Below are 20,464 nucleotides of genomic sequence, written 5' to 3'. Positions count from 1 at the left end.
TCCATAACTACGAATGACTTACGGTCACACAATAAAAAAAGAGACTCTCCGTATTTGACCAAAGTCAACAGAAAGTCTCTTACCACCAACTAAATTGTAATGAAAGGGAAGGCTAGTACAGATTCCTTCCCTTTTATACAGATCATGTTCATTGTGCTTGCAAAAGCCCAGCTTACATCCCCAACCCACTCCCTTAGCAAAAGAGTAAAAACTTTACCAATTGGGTTGGATCGGGTTTTATGAAGCAAGCTGAGGCTCTTGCACACATCACTTACCTTTGTTAAGCTGCAAGAGGCAACAACAAAGATCAAAACAACAATAAAAAGCTACTAATTTCTAAACCATACTCTTGCTGTCGGAAATATTATGCAAGAGTGGCTTATCTTAAAATTAGAGTCTTTCTGCCTGTCTCAAACAAAAAGACTCTGCTCTATCTAAAGATTATTTAATACAATTCACTGGCAGGCAGTTTACCCACCAGTGATTTACTTTTCAGAAGTTATCGCATTGTAACCACAAAATTTTCCATCCAGTTAGCTGGATTGTCGTTGTTACCCAACTCAAAAGTATAGATCTCATAAATTCCGAATGGAAAATAATCAACAGCTACACTCCAGCCATTTTCTGAACAAAGAATATCCAGGTAGTCATTGATATCTGCGTCGTTATTTATTTTATCAATTGCACCGGTCCAGTCTGCACTGGTAATGATATCTCCTCCAGTACGTACAATTTTGAATTGGTGCTCTGCTGTTATTTCATAAGTAACCGGGACAAATGCAAAGTTGTCGCCTGAGTTGTCTCTAAATACTAACCCATCGCCCAACTCTACTCCATCAGGGCTAACATATCCGATCACAGCCAATAGCTTATCAAACACAGGCTCCTGATCTCCTCCAAGTATCTTGCCTGCCAAATCTTTCATTGGGCCTTCCGAACCATAAGCTCTCAACAGCATTCCTTTCATACCGGAACGGTCGGCAGTAGCCAATGATTTATCGAACAACAACTGAGCTACACCAGGCTGAGGATAAACAGGTACAAGAGAGAAAACAAACTCACCAAGCATACCTTTATCGCCAACCATCCACTTGTCCTGAGCTTCATCGAACACCAATTTACTAAGGGTATCCCCTTCGATAACAATCGGGTTCGAAAGCTGAATTCCTTCGTGAGTATACACAAAAGCGGCATCAGCCTGTTCTATATCTTCGCCATCAACATTGTAGGTAGCACTATAGGTAAGGTCTTCCTTGCCTTCAACATTCCATCCTGCATCATCGAATCGTACATAGAAAGGATTCTCTTCAGAAGCATTGTTAATTCCTGATGTAATACGAATCAATTGGTATCTGCTATTTTTCCTTTTAGCAGTGAAATCCTCAAAGCCGGCCTGAATATCGGTCATGTCCCAATCCTGTGCAGTCGCTCTTTCAAGTACCATGTCTGCATCATTCATTTTGCCGCGGAAAAACAATTTACCATTTTCCTCTTTCATGAAAATGTATTCCACTTCGCCACCTAAACCTTGTGCGCCAAAGTATGCGCGAGGCTCAACCATCCAGTATAGCACATCGTTTGGAGTATTGAACTGCAAAACAGTTCCCTCCTGGTGATTGATAAAGAATTCAGATGTTCCCTCATCAAAACCGCTATTCATAAGTACCGTTCCGTTATTCTGATCTTCGGTTTGGGTAAACTTAAAAGCAATAAAACTACCCGAACTATGCTCATCGGTTCCAATGCCTGTGAAAACAGTTTTCCATCCAAACTCTGCCTCTGTTAATAAGCTGGTCAAATTCGACTTGGAGCCTTCTATCCTTTCGCTTACCGTTTCATCGAACACATACTCAAAGTCTTTCTCACAAGAGGAGAATACCGTAAGTATTGCCAATATGTATAATAATTTTTTCATGTCTTTAAAATTAGCATTCAGCCCTTTCAACCCTAAGCATCACTGGCTTACATATTCGCCAGTGAGCATATAATGGCTGATCATGGGCGTTTCATCTGTCTAAAATCTACTCTTCTTAATTAGCTACAACAACTTCGTTTACAGCATTCTCAAGACGTTTCTGCAAACTATACAGGTCAATTCCCCATATTTCTTTGTAATAGGTGGTAGCAATATCAACTTTCGCATTGAATTTGTGATAAGCATCCACAGCCTCAGGGGTGGTCATCTTGTTCCATGTATCGTAGTTCCATGACCATGCCCACTCGTGAAGTTCTTTCTCCCAATCGGTTAAATACAGGTCACCAAATTCCTCGGTCAACACGCCATTTTCATCTCTTAGCTGAGTATTATACAAAAGCGGCACATTGCTGTTCATTACACGATCAAGCATTCCAGCCACAGTCTCAACAAAATCCTCATTCTCTTCAGACATGGCATAAGGGGTGATAAACCTTTCAGGCGGGCATCTCCTGACCACACGTCAATCCAGTTTCCGGTATAATCACCTTTACAAATTTCCTTGAAATCCAGAGGATAGAATTTGGTTTGGTGCATAATGTGAGCAAACTCATGATGTACCACATGAAATGCTTCAAGCACAGCCTTTTTCCTTTTTTCCAGTTTCACTTCAGGTGAATCCCAATCGTAGCCAGCTACACCAAAATTATTCACATCAAAAATGGTCACTTTACGGCCTCCTTCTGCAAGACCAAGGGTATAGGATCCATCCTTGTTGAATTGTTTACTTCCTACCAGCACCAATAACTTAGGCATGTACTGCTTCAGGAAATCAGGATTTCCCCCTACAGTTGCTTCTTCCTCATAAGATTTGATCCAGATGTTCAGGTATGCCTCAAGAAATTCCTGTGCCTTCTCAATGGTAGGAGGTGTTACATGAAACTTATTTTCAATTTCCGTGTCGTCCCACTTGTATTTTACTTCCACATTGTAAGGAACTGTCAGATTATTATAAATCCACGTATCCAGGTCATTCTGGTGGCCTTTTTCAACCACCACAACTGATTCATCAATCAAGCTATCTTCTTTATCACATGAAGACAAAGAAAACATCAGGGATGAAATGAATAATAATATATATAACTTTTTCATCTGTTTTAAATTTGTGTCGTTTAACGATTATTTGCTTCCAGTCCATATTGTTGAGCCATAGCAGGAATTTGCAATACTTTTCTTGCATCCTTAGCCTCCAATACGACAGGCGTGCTCTCATTTACTTCATGGATTACCTTTATATTGAAACGACGAATATCAAACCATCTCAGACCGTTGTAGGCAAATTCTCTTCGGCGCGTATGGATGGCACAGTTCAGGTAAGTACGTGTCTTTTCATCCAAGTCATACCAAGGATCCAAATCTGAAGCAGCATGTGAATCCTTACTGAAACGTTCCGTTATCTTTTCTTCGGTCACCTTGTTTTCATCCGTAAAAGGAGCTAATCTCTTTTCAAAGTAAAGATTCAAATCATCCTCGGCCTCGGTATACTTTTTCAGCATGACATTGGCCTCAATGCGGTTAAACAAAGCTTCTTCCGCAACGATTTTCGGTGTCATGGCATAGTAAAGCCCGATATCAGCATTCACATCCATTCTTTTAAAGAAGTAGCCCCATTTCCAGACAACAAGATTATTGGAAACTGTAACTGCACTTTGAGTCCATGCGTTACTGCTCGCTCCTTGTACAAAAACATTGTCGAACACTTTTGAAAAAATATCATGGGACAGACCATAGCGAAGTAATCCCTGGAAAAGGCTAAAGTTATAAGTGATATTACTTGTTAACATCAGGTTAGCCGGCTCTGTAGCTTTTGAATATTCAGCTGCCTGCTCATTAATACCCATCAGGTTGTATTTTCCGGCCAGGTCTCTCAACTTGGCAGAAGGATGAGCTCCCAAAGCTGCAGTAGCGTAGTCCTTCACCTTTTGCCATTCGCCCTTGTACTGGTAAAAGCGGGAAGCAAAAGTATTAGCCGCAGCTACATTAAAGTGATATTTTGGCACATCATAAGCGTTATCCTCGATATGCTTAAGTCCTTCAAGCAAGTCCTTCTCTACCAATTCATATACCTTGGCAACAGTTTCTCTCTTGTAGTCTTTAAATACCACGTCTTCCACTTCGGTTACGTAAGGCACACCCAAATCGGTATCGGCTGTAGCCGGATTGTAGTGCTGTCCCCACAAGTTCACCAACATGAAATGGCAGTAGGCTCTTACCAAAAGTGCTTCTCCGTAATAAGGCAGATACTCAAAAGGAATGTCCCCCTCCACTTTGGTGCTTTCAATAAACTCCAAAGCCTGGTTGGCATGGGCAATGGCATTGTAGCAAGACTCCCAATAACCTGATGGAGAATCCTGCAGGGTTTCGGTAAACTCTTCCCAAAAGTAGCCTTGCTCGTTGTTTCGGAACACTTCGTTGCCTTCGCCTCTATCTGCAACATTATCAGACATAGAGTAGCAAAACAATCCATAGGTCATCTCAGGGTACGCACTGGTAAGCAGTTCTTTGACTTTCTCATCTGAATCCAACACCGTGCGGTTGTCCGGGGTGGTATCCAGATATTTATCACATGACATTAATCCAAATGTCACTACAATGCTCAGTATATATAGTATTTTCTTATTCATCTTCTATTATTTTAGAATCCTAATTTAAGCGAGAATGTAAACTGTTTTGGAACCGGAAGAGCAACACCACCTGTTCCAAAGAACTCCGGATCTTGTCCATTAAGAGATTTATCTGAATACAACAGGTACAGGTTGGTACCCTGTGCTTTCAGCGATGCACTTGCAATTCCCATTTTTTTTAAGAAGTCTTTTGGCACTTTGTACTCCAACGAAACCTCTTTCAGGCGAATGAAATCACCCTTGGCCACTCTCTGATCCGAATAATTGTAGGCGTTATAAGTAGATTCCAGTTCAGATCCATACTTGTCCTTTAATCTTTTGGAAGCAATCACCGGAATATTGGTGTACTTCTCATCGCCAGGAAGAAGCCATCTGTTCTTCATATCCTTGGTAATGGCATCCATATCGGAGTAAGATGCATGGAAAGAAGGGTACAAACGAATCACATTTCCAAACTGATAGCTACAGAATACGTTCAATGTCCAGTTCTTGTATTTGAAATTATTGGAAAGTCCACCGGTAATCTTAGGATCGATAGAACCCTCGTACTTCAAGTGGTCAACAGCATCATCCTGGAAATAAACTTCACGTGTTACATTTCCCTCCTGGTCGTAAAACTGAGGCAATCCCAATTCATCTAATCCGGCAAAAGGAATCGAGTACAAACCACGAACCGGTCCTCCCTTAAAGGCTCCCCCTTCAGCTTTCACCAAATCGAAAATCATTGGACTGTTCTTCAGGTTGGTGATTTCATTCTTGTTATAAGCGAAAGTCAGGTTGGTATTCCAATTGAAATCTTTACTCACAATATTTTGAGTTCCCAAGCTGAATTCAACACCTTTGGAAATCATATCGGCATAGTTGGCAAATTTCCAACCTTCACCACCCACTCCGGATGTTCTTACATAAGCAATCAGGTCAAATCCTTTACGATGGTATGCATCAACACTTAGAGACATACGTCTAAACAAACCTAAATCAAAACCGATATTGGTTTCATACTGCTTCTCCCAGGTTAGTTCTGAGTTTTCAAGTGAAGCTATATACATGGCATTTTGCTTCTCAGAATCGTAAGGAGTTGTGGTAATTCTGTTTCGGAATACCACCGATGCATTGTTAGCAGGCCCCATGGAAGCAGTCAGACCATAAGTTCCTCTGAACGACAGGTTGGACAACCACTCAACATCGGTTAGGAAATCCTCTTCCTTGGCATTCCACTTACCTGAAAGGTTCCATGTTGGCAAGTATCTTGCACTTTTCGATTTCCCCAATCGGTTCGAGCCATCAACACGAACGGTACCATTAAGGGTATATTTTCCATTATATGAGTAGGCTGCGTTTGCAAAAGCAGCAACAAATCGGTCTCTAAATTCCTCCATTCCAAAATAGGAGAATCCAGATTCGTTGGTAGCTTTAATTATATTAGGGTCGGTAAATACCACGCCACCTTTGTTGTACTGGTATCCGTATCCATTACTAAAATCGTACTGACGGTCCACATATTTCAGTTCCTGCCCTAACATTACATTTACCGAATGAATCTCATCAAAAATACGGTTGTAGTTCAACATATTTCTGAAGTACAAATTCTTCATGGTATTGTTTTCCTTATTGTAGAAACCACCATTAGGAAGCACCGAAATTGGTCTAGAATTGGGAAGTGTAATATCTTTCCACAAGTATTTATTGTCATCAGCAATAACAGGATCATCAACCCCGGCATTATAGGCTGCCACAACATTAGAACCTTCCTTAATTAGATGCTCGTTTGATGATTTCACATATCGAAGCGATCCTGTAAAATTGTAATTCAAATATTTGTTGAATTTGTAGTCCAGGTTTCCTTGAATTGACAAATCCAACACATCAAGGTTGATCTGATTATTGTCATACTCCTCAAGGATATTAAATGGAGCGTAGTTCATACGAACATATTCCAGATTACCATTTTCATCGTAAGGAGTAATGGTTCTACTGGTGTTCATTGCATAAGAGAACGGGTTGATATCAAACTCTCTGGAGTAATTTCCGCTTACAACATCATTGGTACGGTTAAAAGTACCCGGAGTTTTTTGCTCACGAATAGACCCTTTGGTTTGCAAGCCAACAGAAAGTTTTTCGGTAATTTCAAAGTCACCGCGCATATTCACCGTGTAGCGATCTACTTTATCGGCGATGGTCCATCCCTCATCGTTCAACCACGAAGTTGACACATAGAATTTAGAAGCTTCAGATCCTCCGGAAAAAGAGATTGAATGATTTTGCTGCAAAGAGTTTCTAAACAGAATATCAAACCAATCGGTATTTGCTTTTTCGTATCTGCGTAGAAAATGAGCTCTGGCCTCAGGCGTATTTTCCAAACCAAACTTACCATTCTCATAGGAGTTGATCAGGTTGTACATCTTGTAAAAAACACCGGCATCTTTGGAACGCATCATACCTGCATGATCCAACCATCCCTTGTCTTCCATCTCCATGAACATGGCCATCTGATCCTGAGAATTCATGATATCGTAATCGCCATAATTAGGCTTCATTTTAATGGTGAATTCCGAACTTACGCGAATTGAATTCTTCCCTGTGCGCCCTTTTTTGGTAGTAATCACAATTACACCGTTCATGCTCTTGCCCCATAAAGTGCAGTTGCCGAAGCATCTTTCAAAATCTGGAAATTCTCGATATCATCGGCATTCAAACCTGCCACAGAAGAAGAGATCAAGGTTGCAGCATCGCCCGAAGACAACTGGTCTGGTGATATGTCAACAACATCTTCCAATACAACTCCGTCAACTACCCATAAAGGCTTGGTATCACCGTAAATAGAAGAAGCTCCACGAACACGAATTTTAGGAGCTGCACCAAAAGTTCCCGATACATTCTGTACAGAAACCCCTGCTACTTTCCCTTCCAACATACGTCCAACATCGGCAACACCGGCAACTTTTGCATCTTCTGCTTTCAATATAGTTGCAGAACCAGTAAACAATTTACGGTCGATTTTCTGGTAACCTGTAGTAACCACAACCTCAGCCAACTGCTCCGACGAAGCTGTTAATGTAATATTTAATTGAGTTTGGTTTGTAACAACAATTTCCTGAGGTTGCATTCCAATAAAAGAAAACACCAATACATATTCCTCTCCTGCTGGAAGTTCCAATAAAAAATTCCCATCAAAATCGGTAGATACACCTGTATTTGTTCCCTTAATGATTACAGACACACCCGGGAGTGGTAAGCCCTGATCATCGGTTACCGTACCTTTAATCTTTTTTTGCTGTGGTGCTTCCTTTAATGGATTAAGCTTAACAATTTCCTTAAAGGTGATCACTTCTTCTTCTACTTCACATTCCAGTCCTCTTTCACGAAGTATTTGATCCAATAACATTTTCACCTCTTCATTTTCAACTTCAATGTTTACTCTTTCAAAGTCATCAAATAACCCTCTTTTGTACAAAAATCGAAGTCCTGTCTGATCCTTAATTTCATTCAAAACGTCCAGAATTGTAGCCTGTTCCATCTCCAAACTCACTTTTTGATTCTGCGAGTAAGTCTTTGCCATTGTACTATATGAGAGCACAAGCACCAGAAATACAAGGATTTTCATTTCCAATAGAATTTTAAGCCATCTCCTTTTGAGAAAACAGCCCATTTGGTTGTTTTTTTTCATAAATTTGTAATCTAACAAGTTAAAATTGAGGGTAAATATTTTGCAGATATTTAGCCCGGTTTATTTAAGCGGAAAGTTTTTGCAGAACTTTCCGTTTTTATTTACGACTTACTATTACAACATCCTCCTTCACTTCAAATTTTACGCCTGATGATTTCTCAATGAAATACAGCAACTTATTGATTTCTGTATAACGCTTCATGTCACCAATGAATTGAATATCCCTGGCAGAATTGTCCGCAAAGAACACTTTTACATTGTACCATCTTTCCAGCCTCAACATGATTTCTTCCAGGCTTTCATTATTGAACAGGAAGTTCCCATCCTTCCAAGCAATGTAGGGATATACATCTACCTGCTCGGTAGTCATGTTTCCCTCTACAGTGTTGGCATTTAGCAAATCACCAGCTTTCATTCTCTTCTCTTCTGTTCTTTCGGCGATTTTCACACCTATACTACCTTCCACAAGTACAGTTTTTATCAATCTCTTGTCATAAGCATTTACATTGAATTTTGTCCCGTACACCCGAAGGTCCTGATCAAAAGAATTTACAATGAAAGCTTTCTGCCTATTGTGAGCTACCTCAAAATATCCTTCGCCTTTCAGATACACTTTCCGACTTTTTCCCGTGAACTGTACAGGGTATTTCAATTCAGAATCTGCATTCAGCCAAACCTTGGTACCATCTGCCAATTGCAAGTTGAATTCCTGCCCTCTTGCCACTTTAATTGTGTTGTAAATTAATTCTTTCGACTTAGCAGCGTCCTTATTGTAAACAATCCCCTTCAAAGTATCTATTTGCAGTGTCGATCCATCTTTCTCTTTCAATACCTTTTGGGTATTCATCACTTGATATTTTTTCCCGTTGGAAAGGATCAACTCTGCTCCTTTTTGGCCTGGCTCTATTCTGGTAACCTGTGCCAATTTCTGCTCCTGCGTAAAATTATTTACCAAAAATGTCAAACCTAAACCAAGAAGTAAAGCAATACTAGCGGCCACTGACCACTGCACTATTCTTTTCTTTCCTGTGATTTTTGAATTAATTCTTCGTTTCGCTGATAATACATTTATCTGATCCCAATTCTGAATATTGCCGAGTCTGTAATAGGCTCTTACAATCTCACGATACCGTTCTTTGTTCTCATCGCTGTCAACAAGCCATTCCTTCAAATTCTTAGTTTGATCATCTGATGCCTTCCCATTTAAATAGTCCAGCACATCATGTAATATATCTTCTTTCGACGTCATCTTCTTTTTCATATGCTAGTGGAACAAAATGAATATGAAAATGGGTGAATCAAAATGATTTTTTTTCAGAAAAATATTTCGACCCTATTAATGTGGGAGTTACAAATGAAGAATCTACTTCCGTTAAGACTTGAGAAAATCAAAAAACAGGCGACTAAGAAAAGCAAAGTCGAAATTAATGAGGAGTACAAGCGAAAATCATCCTAAAGAAAAAACAGATGAAAGAGATCCTTATGATCTTTCAAATCTTCTTTCAATTTGGATATTCCGTTCCTTAGCAGGGTCTTTACGGTATTCACGGAAACTTCCAATTCTTCAGCAGCTTCCTTGTATTTCATATTTTGAATCATGATGCACTCTACCACCTTTCGAGTCTTTTCTGGCAGTTCTTCAATGGCTTGCTTCACTTTCTGAATTCCCTCTTCAGCAATTCGTCGGGCCTCTTCCTCTGCAATCTCCAAATGAGAAAATTCAGCCGTATCAGAGAGTATATCTTTTTTGTTGATGTGATTTAGCGAAGCATTTTTAACCAATGCAAACAAATAGGTACTTAGAGTGTTATTATACAACCTATCAAACAGCTTGTCATTCCAGAATTTAATGAACAGTTCCTGAACAACATCTTCTGCCTTATGGATGTCGTTTACAAATGCATTTGCATACAATACCAAAGGTTTGTAATAACGTCTGAACAAAAAATCCAAGCCTTCTTTGTCCCCTCTCCGGATATGTTCTAATATACTTTGGTCTGTAATCATGATTATGGGGTTTCCGCACAAATATATTCATGTTTTTGGAAAATCATAGAGGCGGACCAGAAAACTGTTCTTAAGCATAGAAGCCACAAAATAAAAATGTAAACTCATATGTTTAGATAAATTATTAAGACAAACATCGATAACTTACAAATTTGTATACGTCTGAATTTCAAGCAATGTAACAAAACCAATCCAATCTAAACATCTACACTCCCATAAAACCCAAACTGTTAAATAAAGTTAAATTCAATGAGTGTAAGAAACTTGACACATTTGACAGATAGTATTGTCATAATATTTATTTAACTTGGATGGAAGTTTTGGAAAGACAACCCACCGGCTGGTCATCAACCTTGTAAAACTTTGACGGGTCGCACTTGGAAGAGGAGGCCGATGGGCTCTTTTCAAAAATACTTTAATTCAGCAACAAACTATATTCTTACATCTTCTTTTATACCAATATGCAATTACTCAGGACAGATGGCTATTTATATTGACTAAAAGTGAAGAATAAAGGGATTGCTGATAAAAAATCAAAAGATATGACAGTAAAATACAAAGTCATTGAACGAGGCCAGCCTGGCGTAGCAGGTGGAGGCGACAAAAAATTCTATGCCAACACTATAACTAATGGTGAGTTAACACTTGAAAAGCTAACCAAGCGTATTGAAAAAAACAGTACGGTTGGTGGTGCTGATATTAGAGCCGTACTATACTCTTTGGTAGAGGTAATGCAAGATGCTCTTGAAGAAGGTTCAATTGTTCGTTTGGGAGAATTGGGTAGTCTTCGAATTAGTATTAGCAGCACTGGTGAAACAGATGAAAAAGATGTTACTATGAATTCCATTAAAGGTGCAAAATGCATCTTTACTCCTGGCAAAGAATTAAAGCATATGCTTAAAAATTTAGAATACGAAAAAGTAGACTAAAAACAATTGTAATTTAACCATAGTCATATAATTTGTTTATGGTGTAAATTTCTATAGCCATCTGTTAAAAAAAACGTAGTTACGTTTTATTCAAAACGTGCTTACGAAAATATCAAAACGTAAGTGCGTTTTCTTTACCCAGTAACTCACCTGTTTACCGGATAGTTACAATCTTATTTTTATTTTCTATCAAATTAGATTATAATAATACAGTGAATTCACCTATCAACTGCCTTATTAATGGTAAAAACCGGATTAATCCTGTCTCTAGTATTACGTAATAGTAAAAGGAGCAGACTCAACATTCTAAGCCCACTCCTTTCCAATCAAAAACTAATAAATTCTTGAGATTTTACTGATATACACTTTATAATTAAATTCTCAAGCTCTCCCGCTGATGGTTTGCCTGCCCAAGAATCAATCTTATTTTCCACATTTATTAATAACAAGGTACTCTTAATTATAGGCTCCAACAGGAGTTTATAATTCCTGAAATCATCCTAGATTCTAATCTTGCAATATCTCCTTTTATGAATGTTATATTCACTTCGGTTATTAATAACAGGGGAGTGATCAAAATTGATCACTCCCCCAGATACTAAATGGTTGTCAAATCTTATAATGATTTTGATTCATTATTATAGTGTTCTAATTCGGATTCTGTATAATCTCCGGATTTTTAAGAATATACTTCATTCCTATTGGGAATGCCCATCGATTTGAATTAGCTTCAAGTCTATATTCCACACCTTCAATAGTACGACTTAAGCTAATATTAGCATCATCATAAACGTTGTAGCGCTTTAAATCAAACCATCTAAGCCCCCTGAATGCCAATTCTCTTCTACGCTCTTCTTTCACTATTTCAAGTGCTTCAACTGCATTTGATGCACTTAATGCAGTGTATGTACCTTTAGTATAGCGTTTCTCTCTGATTGTATTTACATCATTCATTGCAAGAGCATAATTTCCTTTACGAGCATTACATTCAGCTCTCATTAAATAAACTTCGGCAACATTTACACCAAATGGCTTATAGGCAGCTTCCATTGGATTATATATATAATCTACAATTTCAGGAGGCCAATAGTCTTTTATTAATCTTTTTGAAAATCGAAGATCATCCACCTCATACAAACTCACTAATTCTTGACTTGGAAAAATTAAACTAGATTGATCTGTAGAATATTTTAGAAATAAGATCTCTTTATCTTCATACCTTTCCGGATATTCAAATACAGATGGGAACCAAGGGTTATCAGAAAAATCATTAAAATCATATAAAAAATCATACAACGACAGACAATTTTCCGCATTGCTTAAAGCACTTGTATAGTCACCCATAAATAAAGCTACTCGGGCCATTAATCCATAAGCTACTGCTTTCGATGGTCTATGGTTATACTCTGCCAACTCAGGCAAATACTCTATTGATTCTTCAATATCTTTAATTATCTGATCATAGACTTCTTTAACAGTGCTCCTTGTCAAATCTGCCAAAAGATCTGGTTTTAATAATAAAGGTACTCCTAAATCTGAGGCCGAACTTGCCTCATTATAATGCTTCCCGTAAATATTTACTAAAATAAAATAATTAAATGCTCTATGAATTTTCGCCTCTGCTAACAGTTGCTGTTCTTCCTCATCTGACGTTCCACTTAACTTAGACACAATCAAATTTGACACATAAATTTGATTATAAGCATATTTCCAATCATTATCTTCTTCCTCATCCAATACAATACTATCATCCCATATGTAAGTTTTTTGTATTCTAGTCTGATATTCAATCTTATATGACTCATCAGGAATTTCCATATCATCACTACTAAATAGTACGTTTTTATAGCCTAATGTAACGGCCTTAGAAGATCCATTATGCCAAACCTGATCCAACATTAATCTGAAATCTTTTGCCTCATTTGGAATAATTTTCCCTTTGGGTGTAATATCCAACCAGTCATCACACGATGTGAGTAACAATAGTGCACTTACTACTAAAAATATATTTTTCATTTTACCAAATATCATAAATTATTAAAAACTTGCCTTCAAACCAAAAGTGTATTCCGGCTCTTGAGGTAATCTGTACATTGATGGAATATTTTCCGGATCAATATGATCTTTATTAAATGTTAAGACAGCTATATTTCTCATCTGAAATGACAATTTTAAAGCACTTAACTTAAGTTGTTTTAAATATTGCTTAGGTAATTCATATGCAAAAATTAATTCTTTAAAGCGAATATGCGAACCATCTAAAACATTATGACTTCCATTTGCAGAGTATAAATTATAATAATTTATTCCATCATTCCTGTATTGAGGTAATTTAGGGATGTCTGTTATATTTTCATCACCGGATCTCATCCATCTTTTTTCAAAATCTTCATGAATATGTTTTATTCCTGGTTGGTTAGGAAGCACGTCATAACTTATAGTAGGTTTTCTAAAGACATATTTCATTTTATAAACAAACAGCATGCTTAAACTAAAGTTCTTGTAAGAAAACCTATTTGATAAACTTCCATAATACATTGGAACTCTTGAACCTTCATATTTTAACCCTTTGACATCTTCCAATGTTGTATTATGATCGATTTTATCACCATTCTCATTATAAATTTGAGGTGTACCTTCTTCTGATAAACCAGCCCATTTATAACTATAAAGATAAGACAATGGTTTTCCCTCCATCAAAGATCCACCTATATAACCGGAGACCGTTTCATTAGGCATTTCAACTCTTTTAACTTTACTTTTATTATATGAGAAATTCATACCAACATTCCATTTGAATTTATTAATCAAAGCTGCGTAATTCACTGAAATATCAAGACCCTGATTTTCTAATTTTCCATTATTCAATAAAGCACTAGAAAATCCTACTGTTGAATTAAGGTTTACATTACTTAATAAATCCGTACTATTTTTCATGTAGTATTCCAAGCTACCATTTAAACGATGATTAAAAAGAGCATAGTCAACACCAAAATTTGTAACTGCTGTCTTTTCCCATCTCAAACTTGGATTTTCAGGATTCATAATATAGGCATATTGCAATTGAGTATAACGATCAGTAGCTACTCCTGCAATAAGGTAAGGACTTGTACTTTTATCCACGTTCCCGTTTAATCCGTATGTTACTCTTAAATTTAGACGATCTACAAAACTTAAATTAAAGAAATCTTCCTTGTTTATTTGCCAATTAATACCTGATGACCAAAGAGGTGTACTTCTGTACTTATCATCAGCACCAAATAAATTTGAATCATCCAATCGAGCACTTCCTGTAAAAGTGTATTTATCTGCATAAGTAAAAGCAAAATTTGAATAATAAGAAGCAAATCTATTTTCAACCTCTGTAAAAGTTGTTCCTTCACTTATAAATGTTTTTGCTCCAGCAAAACCAACAGGAACTTTCATTGCATAGTTTACTGAAACGTATTGCAAACTTTCAGGATCATAGCCATACTTTTTTAATCCATACCCCTGAGTCACATGCTTTCTTGTTTCTATACCAGCTATTGCATTTATCTTATATAATCCATCATTAAATTCTCTATTAAAATTTATCTGAGAACGAAATGTAAAAGACTTGTAATTCGAATTGTCCTTATTTAAAATAACTCCTTTAGGTATTGAATTAATCAAATCTCCATTTTTATCTAATGAAGTGTAGTAATTAACCAAATTACGCGTATAGAAGGTTTGTTCATTAAAAACTTGCTCCAATTCAGTATTTCCCCATTCGTACTGAAATTTCGCATCAAAATCCAAGCCTTTCAATATTTTATAATTAAGACCTGCAAACAGCTTAACATCCTTTTTATCTATGCTATTATCCTTATTATCGAATTCTTGTTTAATGTTATAATCCCAATTGTAAGGATAACCCAGGCTTGCTGCATAATCTTTAGTGCCTTGATCGTAAAAATGGCTCTGAGGAATATAGTTACCATTCTCATCCAAAATACTTTGATATTGACTGATATTATTTATTTCTGAAAGAGGAATTCCATTTTCCTTTCTTTGACGAATGGTAAAGCTAGCTCCCATATCAGCTTTTAACCTACTATTCAACTGTGTATTAAGTCTAATATTAGTTATAATTCTATCATCATCATTTTCTCTAGAAAACCCTTTAGTATCAGCATAATTTAAAGACACATAATAATTACTTTTTTCTGAGTTTCCGCTGATGGCAAGATTATACTGAGAAGATGTAGAATTTCTTAAGAACAGATCCTTGAATTCTTTTCGAGAGTCAATTGGTCTTAATCCATCAATAATCTCATTTGCCTCACTATCACTTATTACACCTTCTCTCGCTTTTATATAGCTTCAATTCCCTGAGTCAAAGGCCAACGGTTATTATTATTGGGTAAATTCATCCATTCATAGTCAGATAAATGTTTCTCCAGCTCTAAAAGTGAACCCGTAGAAGCATAGGTAAGTTCATTTAAATCTGCCAATTTTCTTATGGTATGATCCACACTAAAATCAATATTAACTGACTTATTCTTAGATGCCTTTTTAGACACAATTACTATAACACCATTCGCTGCACGAGCCCCCCAAATTGATGCAGCTGCTGCATCTTTCAAAACTGTCATACTTTCAACATCATTCGGGTTTATGGTTTCTAGATCACCTTCTATTGGAAAGCCATCAACAACAATAAGCGGACTCACATTTGCGTAAAAAGTACTTTTTCCTCTAATTGTAAATGAACCATCTGAGTTATAAAGCACACCCGTAGCTTGTCCCTCGAGCTTTCCCATAATACTTGTGGATATTTTTTCATCAAGCTCCTTTACGCCAACTTTCTCAAATGCACCAGTAGCTCTCTCTTTCGAAATGGTTTGGTAACCAGTTACCACAACCTCTGCCATCTGCTCTGTATCCGAAGTTAATGTAATATTTTGTATACTTTGTCCATTGTACAAAACTTCCTGAGGCAACATCCCAACAAAAGAGAAAATTAAAACTTCCTTATCTGATTCCAGTTCCAAACTGTAATTTCCATCAATATCAGTAGCAACACCTGTGCTGGTTCCCTTGATTACAACAGATACACCAGGAAGAGGAAACCCATCTTTATCGGTAACCTTACCTTTGATGGTTCTCTTTTCTTGTTGTTTTTCCTCAACAGCAGGCACAGGAACAATTTCCTTCTTTTTGATCACCACCACTTCTTCGTCCACAACGTAATCAAGATCAGTACCTTTAAGTACTTCGTTCAGAATATCGGTAATACTTGCTGCTGACATATCAACTGATATGTCTTTCACATCTTTAACATCATCGGTCTGATAAATGAATACCACACTCGATTCTTCTTGCAATTGCCATAACAATTCAGACAGTTGCATGTTCTCCACCTGAACATTCAGCTTACCATTTTGGGCATGCACACTGGCACTTAATTGTAAAACTCCTACCAACAGGAACATTAGGGTCAGTTTCATAGCTCGAAACATTTTAATCCACTTCTGCTTTATTGAACAGAAGCATTCTGATTTTTTTTCCATAAATTTGTACTGGTTAGATTGTGTTACACATATAATTTAACTAACAGGGAAAATGATAGTTCCAGTATCATTTTCCCATTTTTCATTTATTATCTGACATGCCTTATTTTGGCATGTAATTTACAATCGGACACTACATGTCATGTCCCTACGGTTTTACTACAATAGCATTTTTATTGATTTCAAATCGAACACGATTCGTTAATTCCATTTGATCCAACAAAGTTTGTATGTCGCCATAGCGATTTGTACTGATAGAGAACCTTCTGTCTTTCAATTCTTCAGTTCGATAGAAAACAGAAACATCATACCATCTTGACAGGGAATTCATGATATCCTCCAAGCGTTCATCTTTAAACATCATTTTGCCTTTTACCCAGGCAGAATAGATGGAAGCATCTACTATCTGTTTCTTGAAAGCCTTGGTATTATTATTCAAAACCAACTGTTCATCAGGTTGAAGAACTTCGCTCATCTCACCCTTAAACACATGCACCTTCCCTTCATTCAGAGTCGCATAGGTAAATTCATCATCATCGTATGCCTTCACATTAAAGTGTGTTCCCAAAACCCTTACATCCATATTGTTCGTTCTCACAACAAATGGTTGCTCAGGATTCTTGGATACCTCAAAATAAGCTTCCCCTTCCAAATGCACAATTCTTTGTTTGCCTGTAAATTTGGAATGGAATCCCAACTGAGAACCGGAGTTTATCCAAACCTTTGTTCCATCTGATAGTACCACAAAGAACTCTCCATTACGAGGTACGTTTATTCTGTGATATTCTACTTTCTGGTTTTGAGCTTCGGAAGAAGAATATACAATTCTTCCTGAATCCAGCTCTGCTTTCGACTCTTTAAAGAGCAACAAAGTATCCTTACCAGTAAGTTCTATTTTTTCCTGATTGTCAATCTCCAAATAGGCCATAGAAGATCCTGGTAACAAATGATTCTCTTTCAATGTTTGCATATCAGAATAAATCCAATATCCGCCAGCCGCCAACATTGCAATTATCAAAACTGCAGCCACCGACTGCAGCCATTGTGGTATTCCAATTTTTCTTGTTTTATTGATTTGCAATTCAGCATCCACTCTCGATTTTACATGGTCTTTATCGAAACGGTGTATGTGCTGCTTTCTCCAATTGGCATACGCTCCACTTTTCAGAGATTCGAAAACTTCCTGATCCTGATCGCTTGCTTCTCCCTCATCAGTTAAAATGATTTTCGACCACTTTTCAGCTTTCTCGATATATTTTTCGGTAGATTCTTTCATCTTTTTCTTTAATTGCACCCGTATAACTCATGAGATTAAAAACAGGGTGATTCAGGTTTGATTTTTTTTTGAAAAAAGTTTTATTACCTAACTAAAATACAGAAAAGCAATGAGAAAGCTACTTATTCAAGCACTAGTAGAATGATCAGCTACCAATATACAGAATTGACAAGACATCCTGAACTTAGGAACGAAGTGAAGGATTTGTTCAATTTTGTGGAAGGACTATAAAATCTGATTGCCGACAGCTAAATACTGAAGGTTTTTCTAATGTTATACTTTTTCCTTGGAACTTAAAATTTGAAGTTTGAAACTTGGGTATTGTTACTTTTGCTACTTAAAAATTTCAGCAAGAATCATTAACACAAATACCTGGTCTTTCAATAATACTCTTAATTTGGCGTAACCATTTTTTTTCAGGGTTTTAACTGTGTTAATGGAAACATTAAGATTCTCTGCAATTTCAGGATTGCCATAACCATTAAGAGCCAGTTCGATTACTCTGCCAGTTTGTTCGGGTAGGTGTTTTACAGCTTCACTGATTAATCGGTAAGTTTCTTCCGCCGTAATGTAATTATTCACATCTTCTTCATCTCGAGGAGTTCCTTCGAGTGAAACGGTTCTTTTATTGCGAATATGGTTAAGAATTTTATTGCGAACCGCTGTATACAGGTATGCTCTGGTCTTAATAGGGGTAGTAAACTGTTCTCTCTTTTTCCACAATTCTACAAAAACTTCCTGCACGACATCACTCACCACATCTTCCTGAGAAATCATTTTGTAACCAAACAAACAAAGCGAATGAAACATACCATCGTATATTTCATTGAATACACTCTCATCTCCTTGAGTCAATTTTATAATATGGTCAGTACTTAGGTTCATTTCGCCTCAAATATAAGTGTTTTTTTAAGGGATTTGCAAATTCATCTTTTTAGAGTCAACAAATCCTAGTAACATATATCTTCAACTAGGATATGCTATTTTAGACGTCCGATATGATGTACTGTAGATGGAAACGACAGGAATTCTGCATCCAAAATACAGGTAAGCATATTGTTTGAAGCTCCTCAAATCAAATACACTCAATGGGTATTCGATGGCATTCTATTGTCCTGTAAAATAAAAAGGAGCAAACCCAATCGGTCTACTCCTTCAATTTATTTGGCTCCCTCTTTACTATAAAATTTAATTCCAGAAGGATCTCTCTTTTCCCTTAGTATTGCTTCGTATAACAGTGGAGCCATACTAAAACTATTTCTCAAGCTTCTGTTATTTCGAAATTAACTTTTCAACGTCATGATAAAAGCTTTCTACTTCTCCTACCGAACGAAGCAAAATCTTTCCATCTTTATCCAATAGAATCTTGGTTGGATATCCCTGAACATTATACTTTGCCACATAATCCTGCTCCCCTTTTCCTACTAAAACATTGGGCCAGTTCATTCCATTTTTTTCTATGCATTTCTGCACTTTTGTAAGAACTCTATCCTTGGCAAGTCCTAAAATCTGAAGCTTATCACTATGCTTGTCTCTAAATTTTTTCATTTCAGGAACTCCTGCCAAACATGCACCACACCATGTTCCCCAAAAATCAATAATCACATATTTTCCTCTCAACGACTCCAAATCAAAATCAGCTCCATCCATAATGTTCTTTCCCGAAATATTTGGAGCCTGTGCACCTACGCCTGTTGTTTTAAAGCCTTCAACTCTTTGCGCTAATGCTTTGTAGTAAAAAAGATCTTTGTACTTATCACTATCAACCGATTCCATTAAATCTGCAACCTTTTCCATTTCAATTTGAGAACGAATGATCATATCCTCCATTAACCAAAGACCAGCAATCGAGGAAGCATATTCCTCCAGAAATGCCAATCTTAAATCGTTCGTTTTACGACTCAACTCTTCAGCCTTTTTCTCATTCTTCTTCTTTTGGTCATCTGTTAATGTTGAATCTACTGCATTCTTAACTGCTAAATTAACTGTCTCATTCATCAAAGGATAAATCTTAGCATGTAACTTTGCCATTGTTTCATTTTCCTTATCACCATATGGATATGCATTGCAATAGTCTGTAGCTTCCCCTTTTACCTTGATGTCAGCCTCAGGATAAGCAATATAATACAACATCACTGCTTTGGTAGGGAAATATCCTCTGCCTGCCATCTTCATTAATTTATCGGTACGAAAAGACATACGCAACACCTCAGGTCCTTTGATTTTTGCTTTGTATTCGAATTTTCCTTTCTCAAATTTTATGGTATCAAACCTGAATCCACGTTCTGCACTTGCATCTTCATAGTACATCATGCCATTAATTTGATCCAATCCCTTTATGGTTCCGGATATTGTATATTCCTGAGCATCTACATTAGTAGCAGCTCCCAAACACAAAGCTATAAGAGCTAATCCTTTTAAAATTTGCTTTTTCATATTTCATTAAAATTCC

Annotated in this window: 13 protein-coding genes and 1 pseudogene; 1 reads left to right on the top strand and 13 read right to left on the bottom strand. The window is 37.0% G+C overall.

Annotation, left to right across the window (positions count from 1 at the left end; all coding sequences use genetic code 11):
* Window positions 1-499: 499 nt before the first annotated feature.
* The 7 genes and pseudogenes from JCM15579_RS06625 to JCM15579_RS06595 all read right to left on the bottom strand — a co-directional run bounded on the left by JCM15579_RS06625 (window position 500) and on the right by JCM15579_RS06595 (window position 10,273).
* Window positions 500-1,915 (bottom strand): DUF4302 domain-containing protein, encoded by a 1,416-nt coding sequence (locus JCM15579_RS06625; RefSeq protein ID WP_054717525.1) that lies wholly within the window; start codon window positions 1,913-1,915, stop codon window positions 500-502.
* A 115-nt stretch (window positions 1,916-2,030) separates the two neighbouring features.
* A pseudogene (locus JCM15579_RS21385) lies at window positions 2,031-3,028 on the bottom strand (substrate import-associated zinc metallohydrolase lipoprotein).
* A gap of 59 nt (window positions 3,029-3,087) precedes the next feature.
* Window positions 3,088-4,599, bottom strand: a complete 1,512-nt coding sequence (locus JCM15579_RS06610) for a RagB/SusD family nutrient uptake outer membrane protein (RefSeq protein WP_054717516.1) — start codon at window positions 4,597-4,599, stop codon at window positions 3,088-3,090.
* Between the two features lie 11 nt (window positions 4,600-4,610).
* On the bottom strand, window positions 4,611-7,220 hold the full coding sequence (locus JCM15579_RS06605) for a SusC/RagA family TonB-linked outer membrane protein (RefSeq protein WP_218186086.1): 2,610 nt from the start codon (window positions 7,218-7,220) through the stop codon (window positions 4,611-4,613).
* Window positions 7,217-8,203, bottom strand: coding sequence for a carboxypeptidase-like regulatory domain-containing protein (locus JCM15579_RS20705; protein ID WP_218186085.1), 987 nt, complete (start codon window positions 8,201-8,203; stop codon window positions 7,217-7,219). Before JCM15579_RS20705 ends, JCM15579_RS06605 begins: the two co-directional genes overlap by 4 nt.
* 160 nt (window positions 8,204-8,363) lie before the next feature.
* Window positions 8,364-9,527 (bottom strand): FecR family protein, encoded by a 1,164-nt coding sequence (locus JCM15579_RS06600; RefSeq protein ID WP_083464567.1) that lies wholly within the window; start codon window positions 9,525-9,527, stop codon window positions 8,364-8,366.
* 191 nt (window positions 9,528-9,718) lie between these two features.
* Window positions 9,719-10,273 (bottom strand): RNA polymerase sigma factor, encoded by a 555-nt coding sequence (locus JCM15579_RS06595; RefSeq protein ID WP_054717510.1) that lies wholly within the window; start codon window positions 10,271-10,273, stop codon window positions 9,719-9,721.
* A 542-nt stretch (window positions 10,274-10,815) separates the two neighbouring features.
* Between JCM15579_RS06595 and JCM15579_RS06590 the strand changes: the two genes are divergently transcribed.
* Window positions 10,816-11,202, top strand: coding sequence for an HU family DNA-binding protein (locus tag JCM15579_RS06590; protein WP_054717620.1), 387 nt, complete (start codon window positions 10,816-10,818; stop codon window positions 11,200-11,202).
* 648 nt (window positions 11,203-11,850) lie between these two features.
* On the opposite strand, the gene JCM15579_RS06585 is transcribed toward JCM15579_RS06590, so the two are convergent.
* The 6 genes from JCM15579_RS06585 to JCM15579_RS06560 all read right to left on the bottom strand — a co-directional run bounded on the left by JCM15579_RS06585 (window position 11,851) and on the right by JCM15579_RS06560 (window position 20,448).
* Complete coding sequence (locus tag JCM15579_RS06585) at window positions 11,851-13,218, bottom strand: RagB/SusD family nutrient uptake outer membrane protein (protein WP_172677380.1); 1,368 nt, start codon at window positions 13,216-13,218, stop codon at window positions 11,851-11,853.
* 21 nt (window positions 13,219-13,239) lie between these two features.
* The gene (locus tag JCM15579_RS06580; RefSeq protein ID WP_157471367.1) at window positions 13,240-15,372 is read right to left on the bottom strand and encodes a SusC/RagA family TonB-linked outer membrane protein; all 2,133 of its coding nucleotides are present in this window, start codon (window positions 15,370-15,372) and stop codon (window positions 13,240-13,242) included.
* 164 nt (window positions 15,373-15,536) lie between these two features.
* Window positions 15,537-16,673 carry a carboxypeptidase-like regulatory domain-containing protein gene (locus JCM15579_RS06575; RefSeq protein WP_172677379.1) on the bottom strand — a complete coding sequence of 379 codons (1,137 nt, stop codon included), beginning with the start codon at window positions 16,671-16,673 and terminating at the stop codon, window positions 15,537-15,539.
* Between the two features lie 211 nt (window positions 16,674-16,884).
* On the bottom strand, window positions 16,885-18,012 hold the full coding sequence (locus tag JCM15579_RS06570; RefSeq protein WP_054717499.1) for a FecR family protein: 1,128 nt from the start codon (window positions 18,010-18,012) through the stop codon (window positions 16,885-16,887).
* 333 nt (window positions 18,013-18,345) lie between these two features.
* Window positions 18,346-18,897 carry an RNA polymerase sigma factor gene (locus tag JCM15579_RS06565; protein WP_054717496.1) on the bottom strand — a complete coding sequence of 184 codons (552 nt, stop codon included), beginning with the start codon at window positions 18,895-18,897 and terminating at the stop codon, window positions 18,346-18,348.
* A gap of 387 nt (window positions 18,898-19,284) precedes the next feature.
* On the bottom strand, window positions 19,285-20,448 hold the full coding sequence (locus tag JCM15579_RS06560; RefSeq protein WP_054717493.1) for a TlpA disulfide reductase family protein: 1,164 nt from the start codon (window positions 20,446-20,448) through the stop codon (window positions 19,285-19,287).
* Window positions 20,449-20,464 lie beyond the last annotated feature (16 nt).

It is taken from the genome of Marinifilum fragile JCM 15579 (assembly GCF_001310955.1).
Classification (GTDB): domain Bacteria; phylum Bacteroidota; class Bacteroidia; order Bacteroidales; family Marinifilaceae; genus Marinifilum; species Marinifilum fragile.
This window is presented reverse-complemented; position numbering and strand designations above follow the sequence as displayed.

Coding starts and splice junctions, on each gene's coding strand:
- JCM15579_RS06625 (WP_054717525.1), bottom strand. CDS start 1,915: ATGAAAAAATTATTATACATATTGGCAATACTTACGGTATTCTCCTCT.
- JCM15579_RS06610 (WP_054717516.1), bottom strand. CDS start 4,599: ATGAATAAGAAAATACTATATATACTGAGCATTGTAGTGACATTTGGA.
- JCM15579_RS06605 (WP_218186086.1), bottom strand. CDS start 7,220: ATGAACGGTGTAATTGTGATTACTACCAAAAAAGGGCGCACAGGGAAG.
- JCM15579_RS20705 (WP_218186085.1), bottom strand. CDS start 8,203: ATGAAAATCCTTGTATTTCTGGTGCTTGTGCTCTCATATAGTACAATG.
- JCM15579_RS06600 (WP_083464567.1), bottom strand. CDS start 9,527: ATGAAAAAGAAGATGACGTCGAAAGAAGATATATTACATGATGTGCTG.
- JCM15579_RS06595 (WP_054717510.1), bottom strand. CDS start 10,273: ATGATTACAGACCAAAGTATATTAGAACATATCCGGAGAGGGGACAAA.
- JCM15579_RS06590 (WP_054717620.1), top strand. CDS start 10,816: ATGACAGTAAAATACAAAGTCATTGAACGAGGCCAGCCTGGCGTAGCA.
- JCM15579_RS06585 (WP_172677380.1), bottom strand. CDS start 13,218: ATGAAAAATATATTTTTAGTAGTAAGTGCACTATTGTTACTCACATCG.
- JCM15579_RS06575 (WP_172677379.1), bottom strand. CDS start 16,673: ATGAAACTGACCCTAATGTTCCTGTTGGTAGGAGTTTTACAATTAAGT.
- JCM15579_RS06570 (WP_054717499.1), bottom strand. CDS start 18,012: ATGAAAGAATCTACCGAAAAATATATCGAGAAAGCTGAAAAGTGGTCG.
- JCM15579_RS06565 (WP_054717496.1), bottom strand. CDS start 18,897: ATGAACCTAAGTACTGACCATATTATAAAATTGACTCAAGGAGATGAG.
- JCM15579_RS06560 (WP_054717493.1), bottom strand. CDS start 20,448: ATGAAAAAGCAAATTTTAAAAGGATTAGCTCTTATAGCTTTGTGTTTG.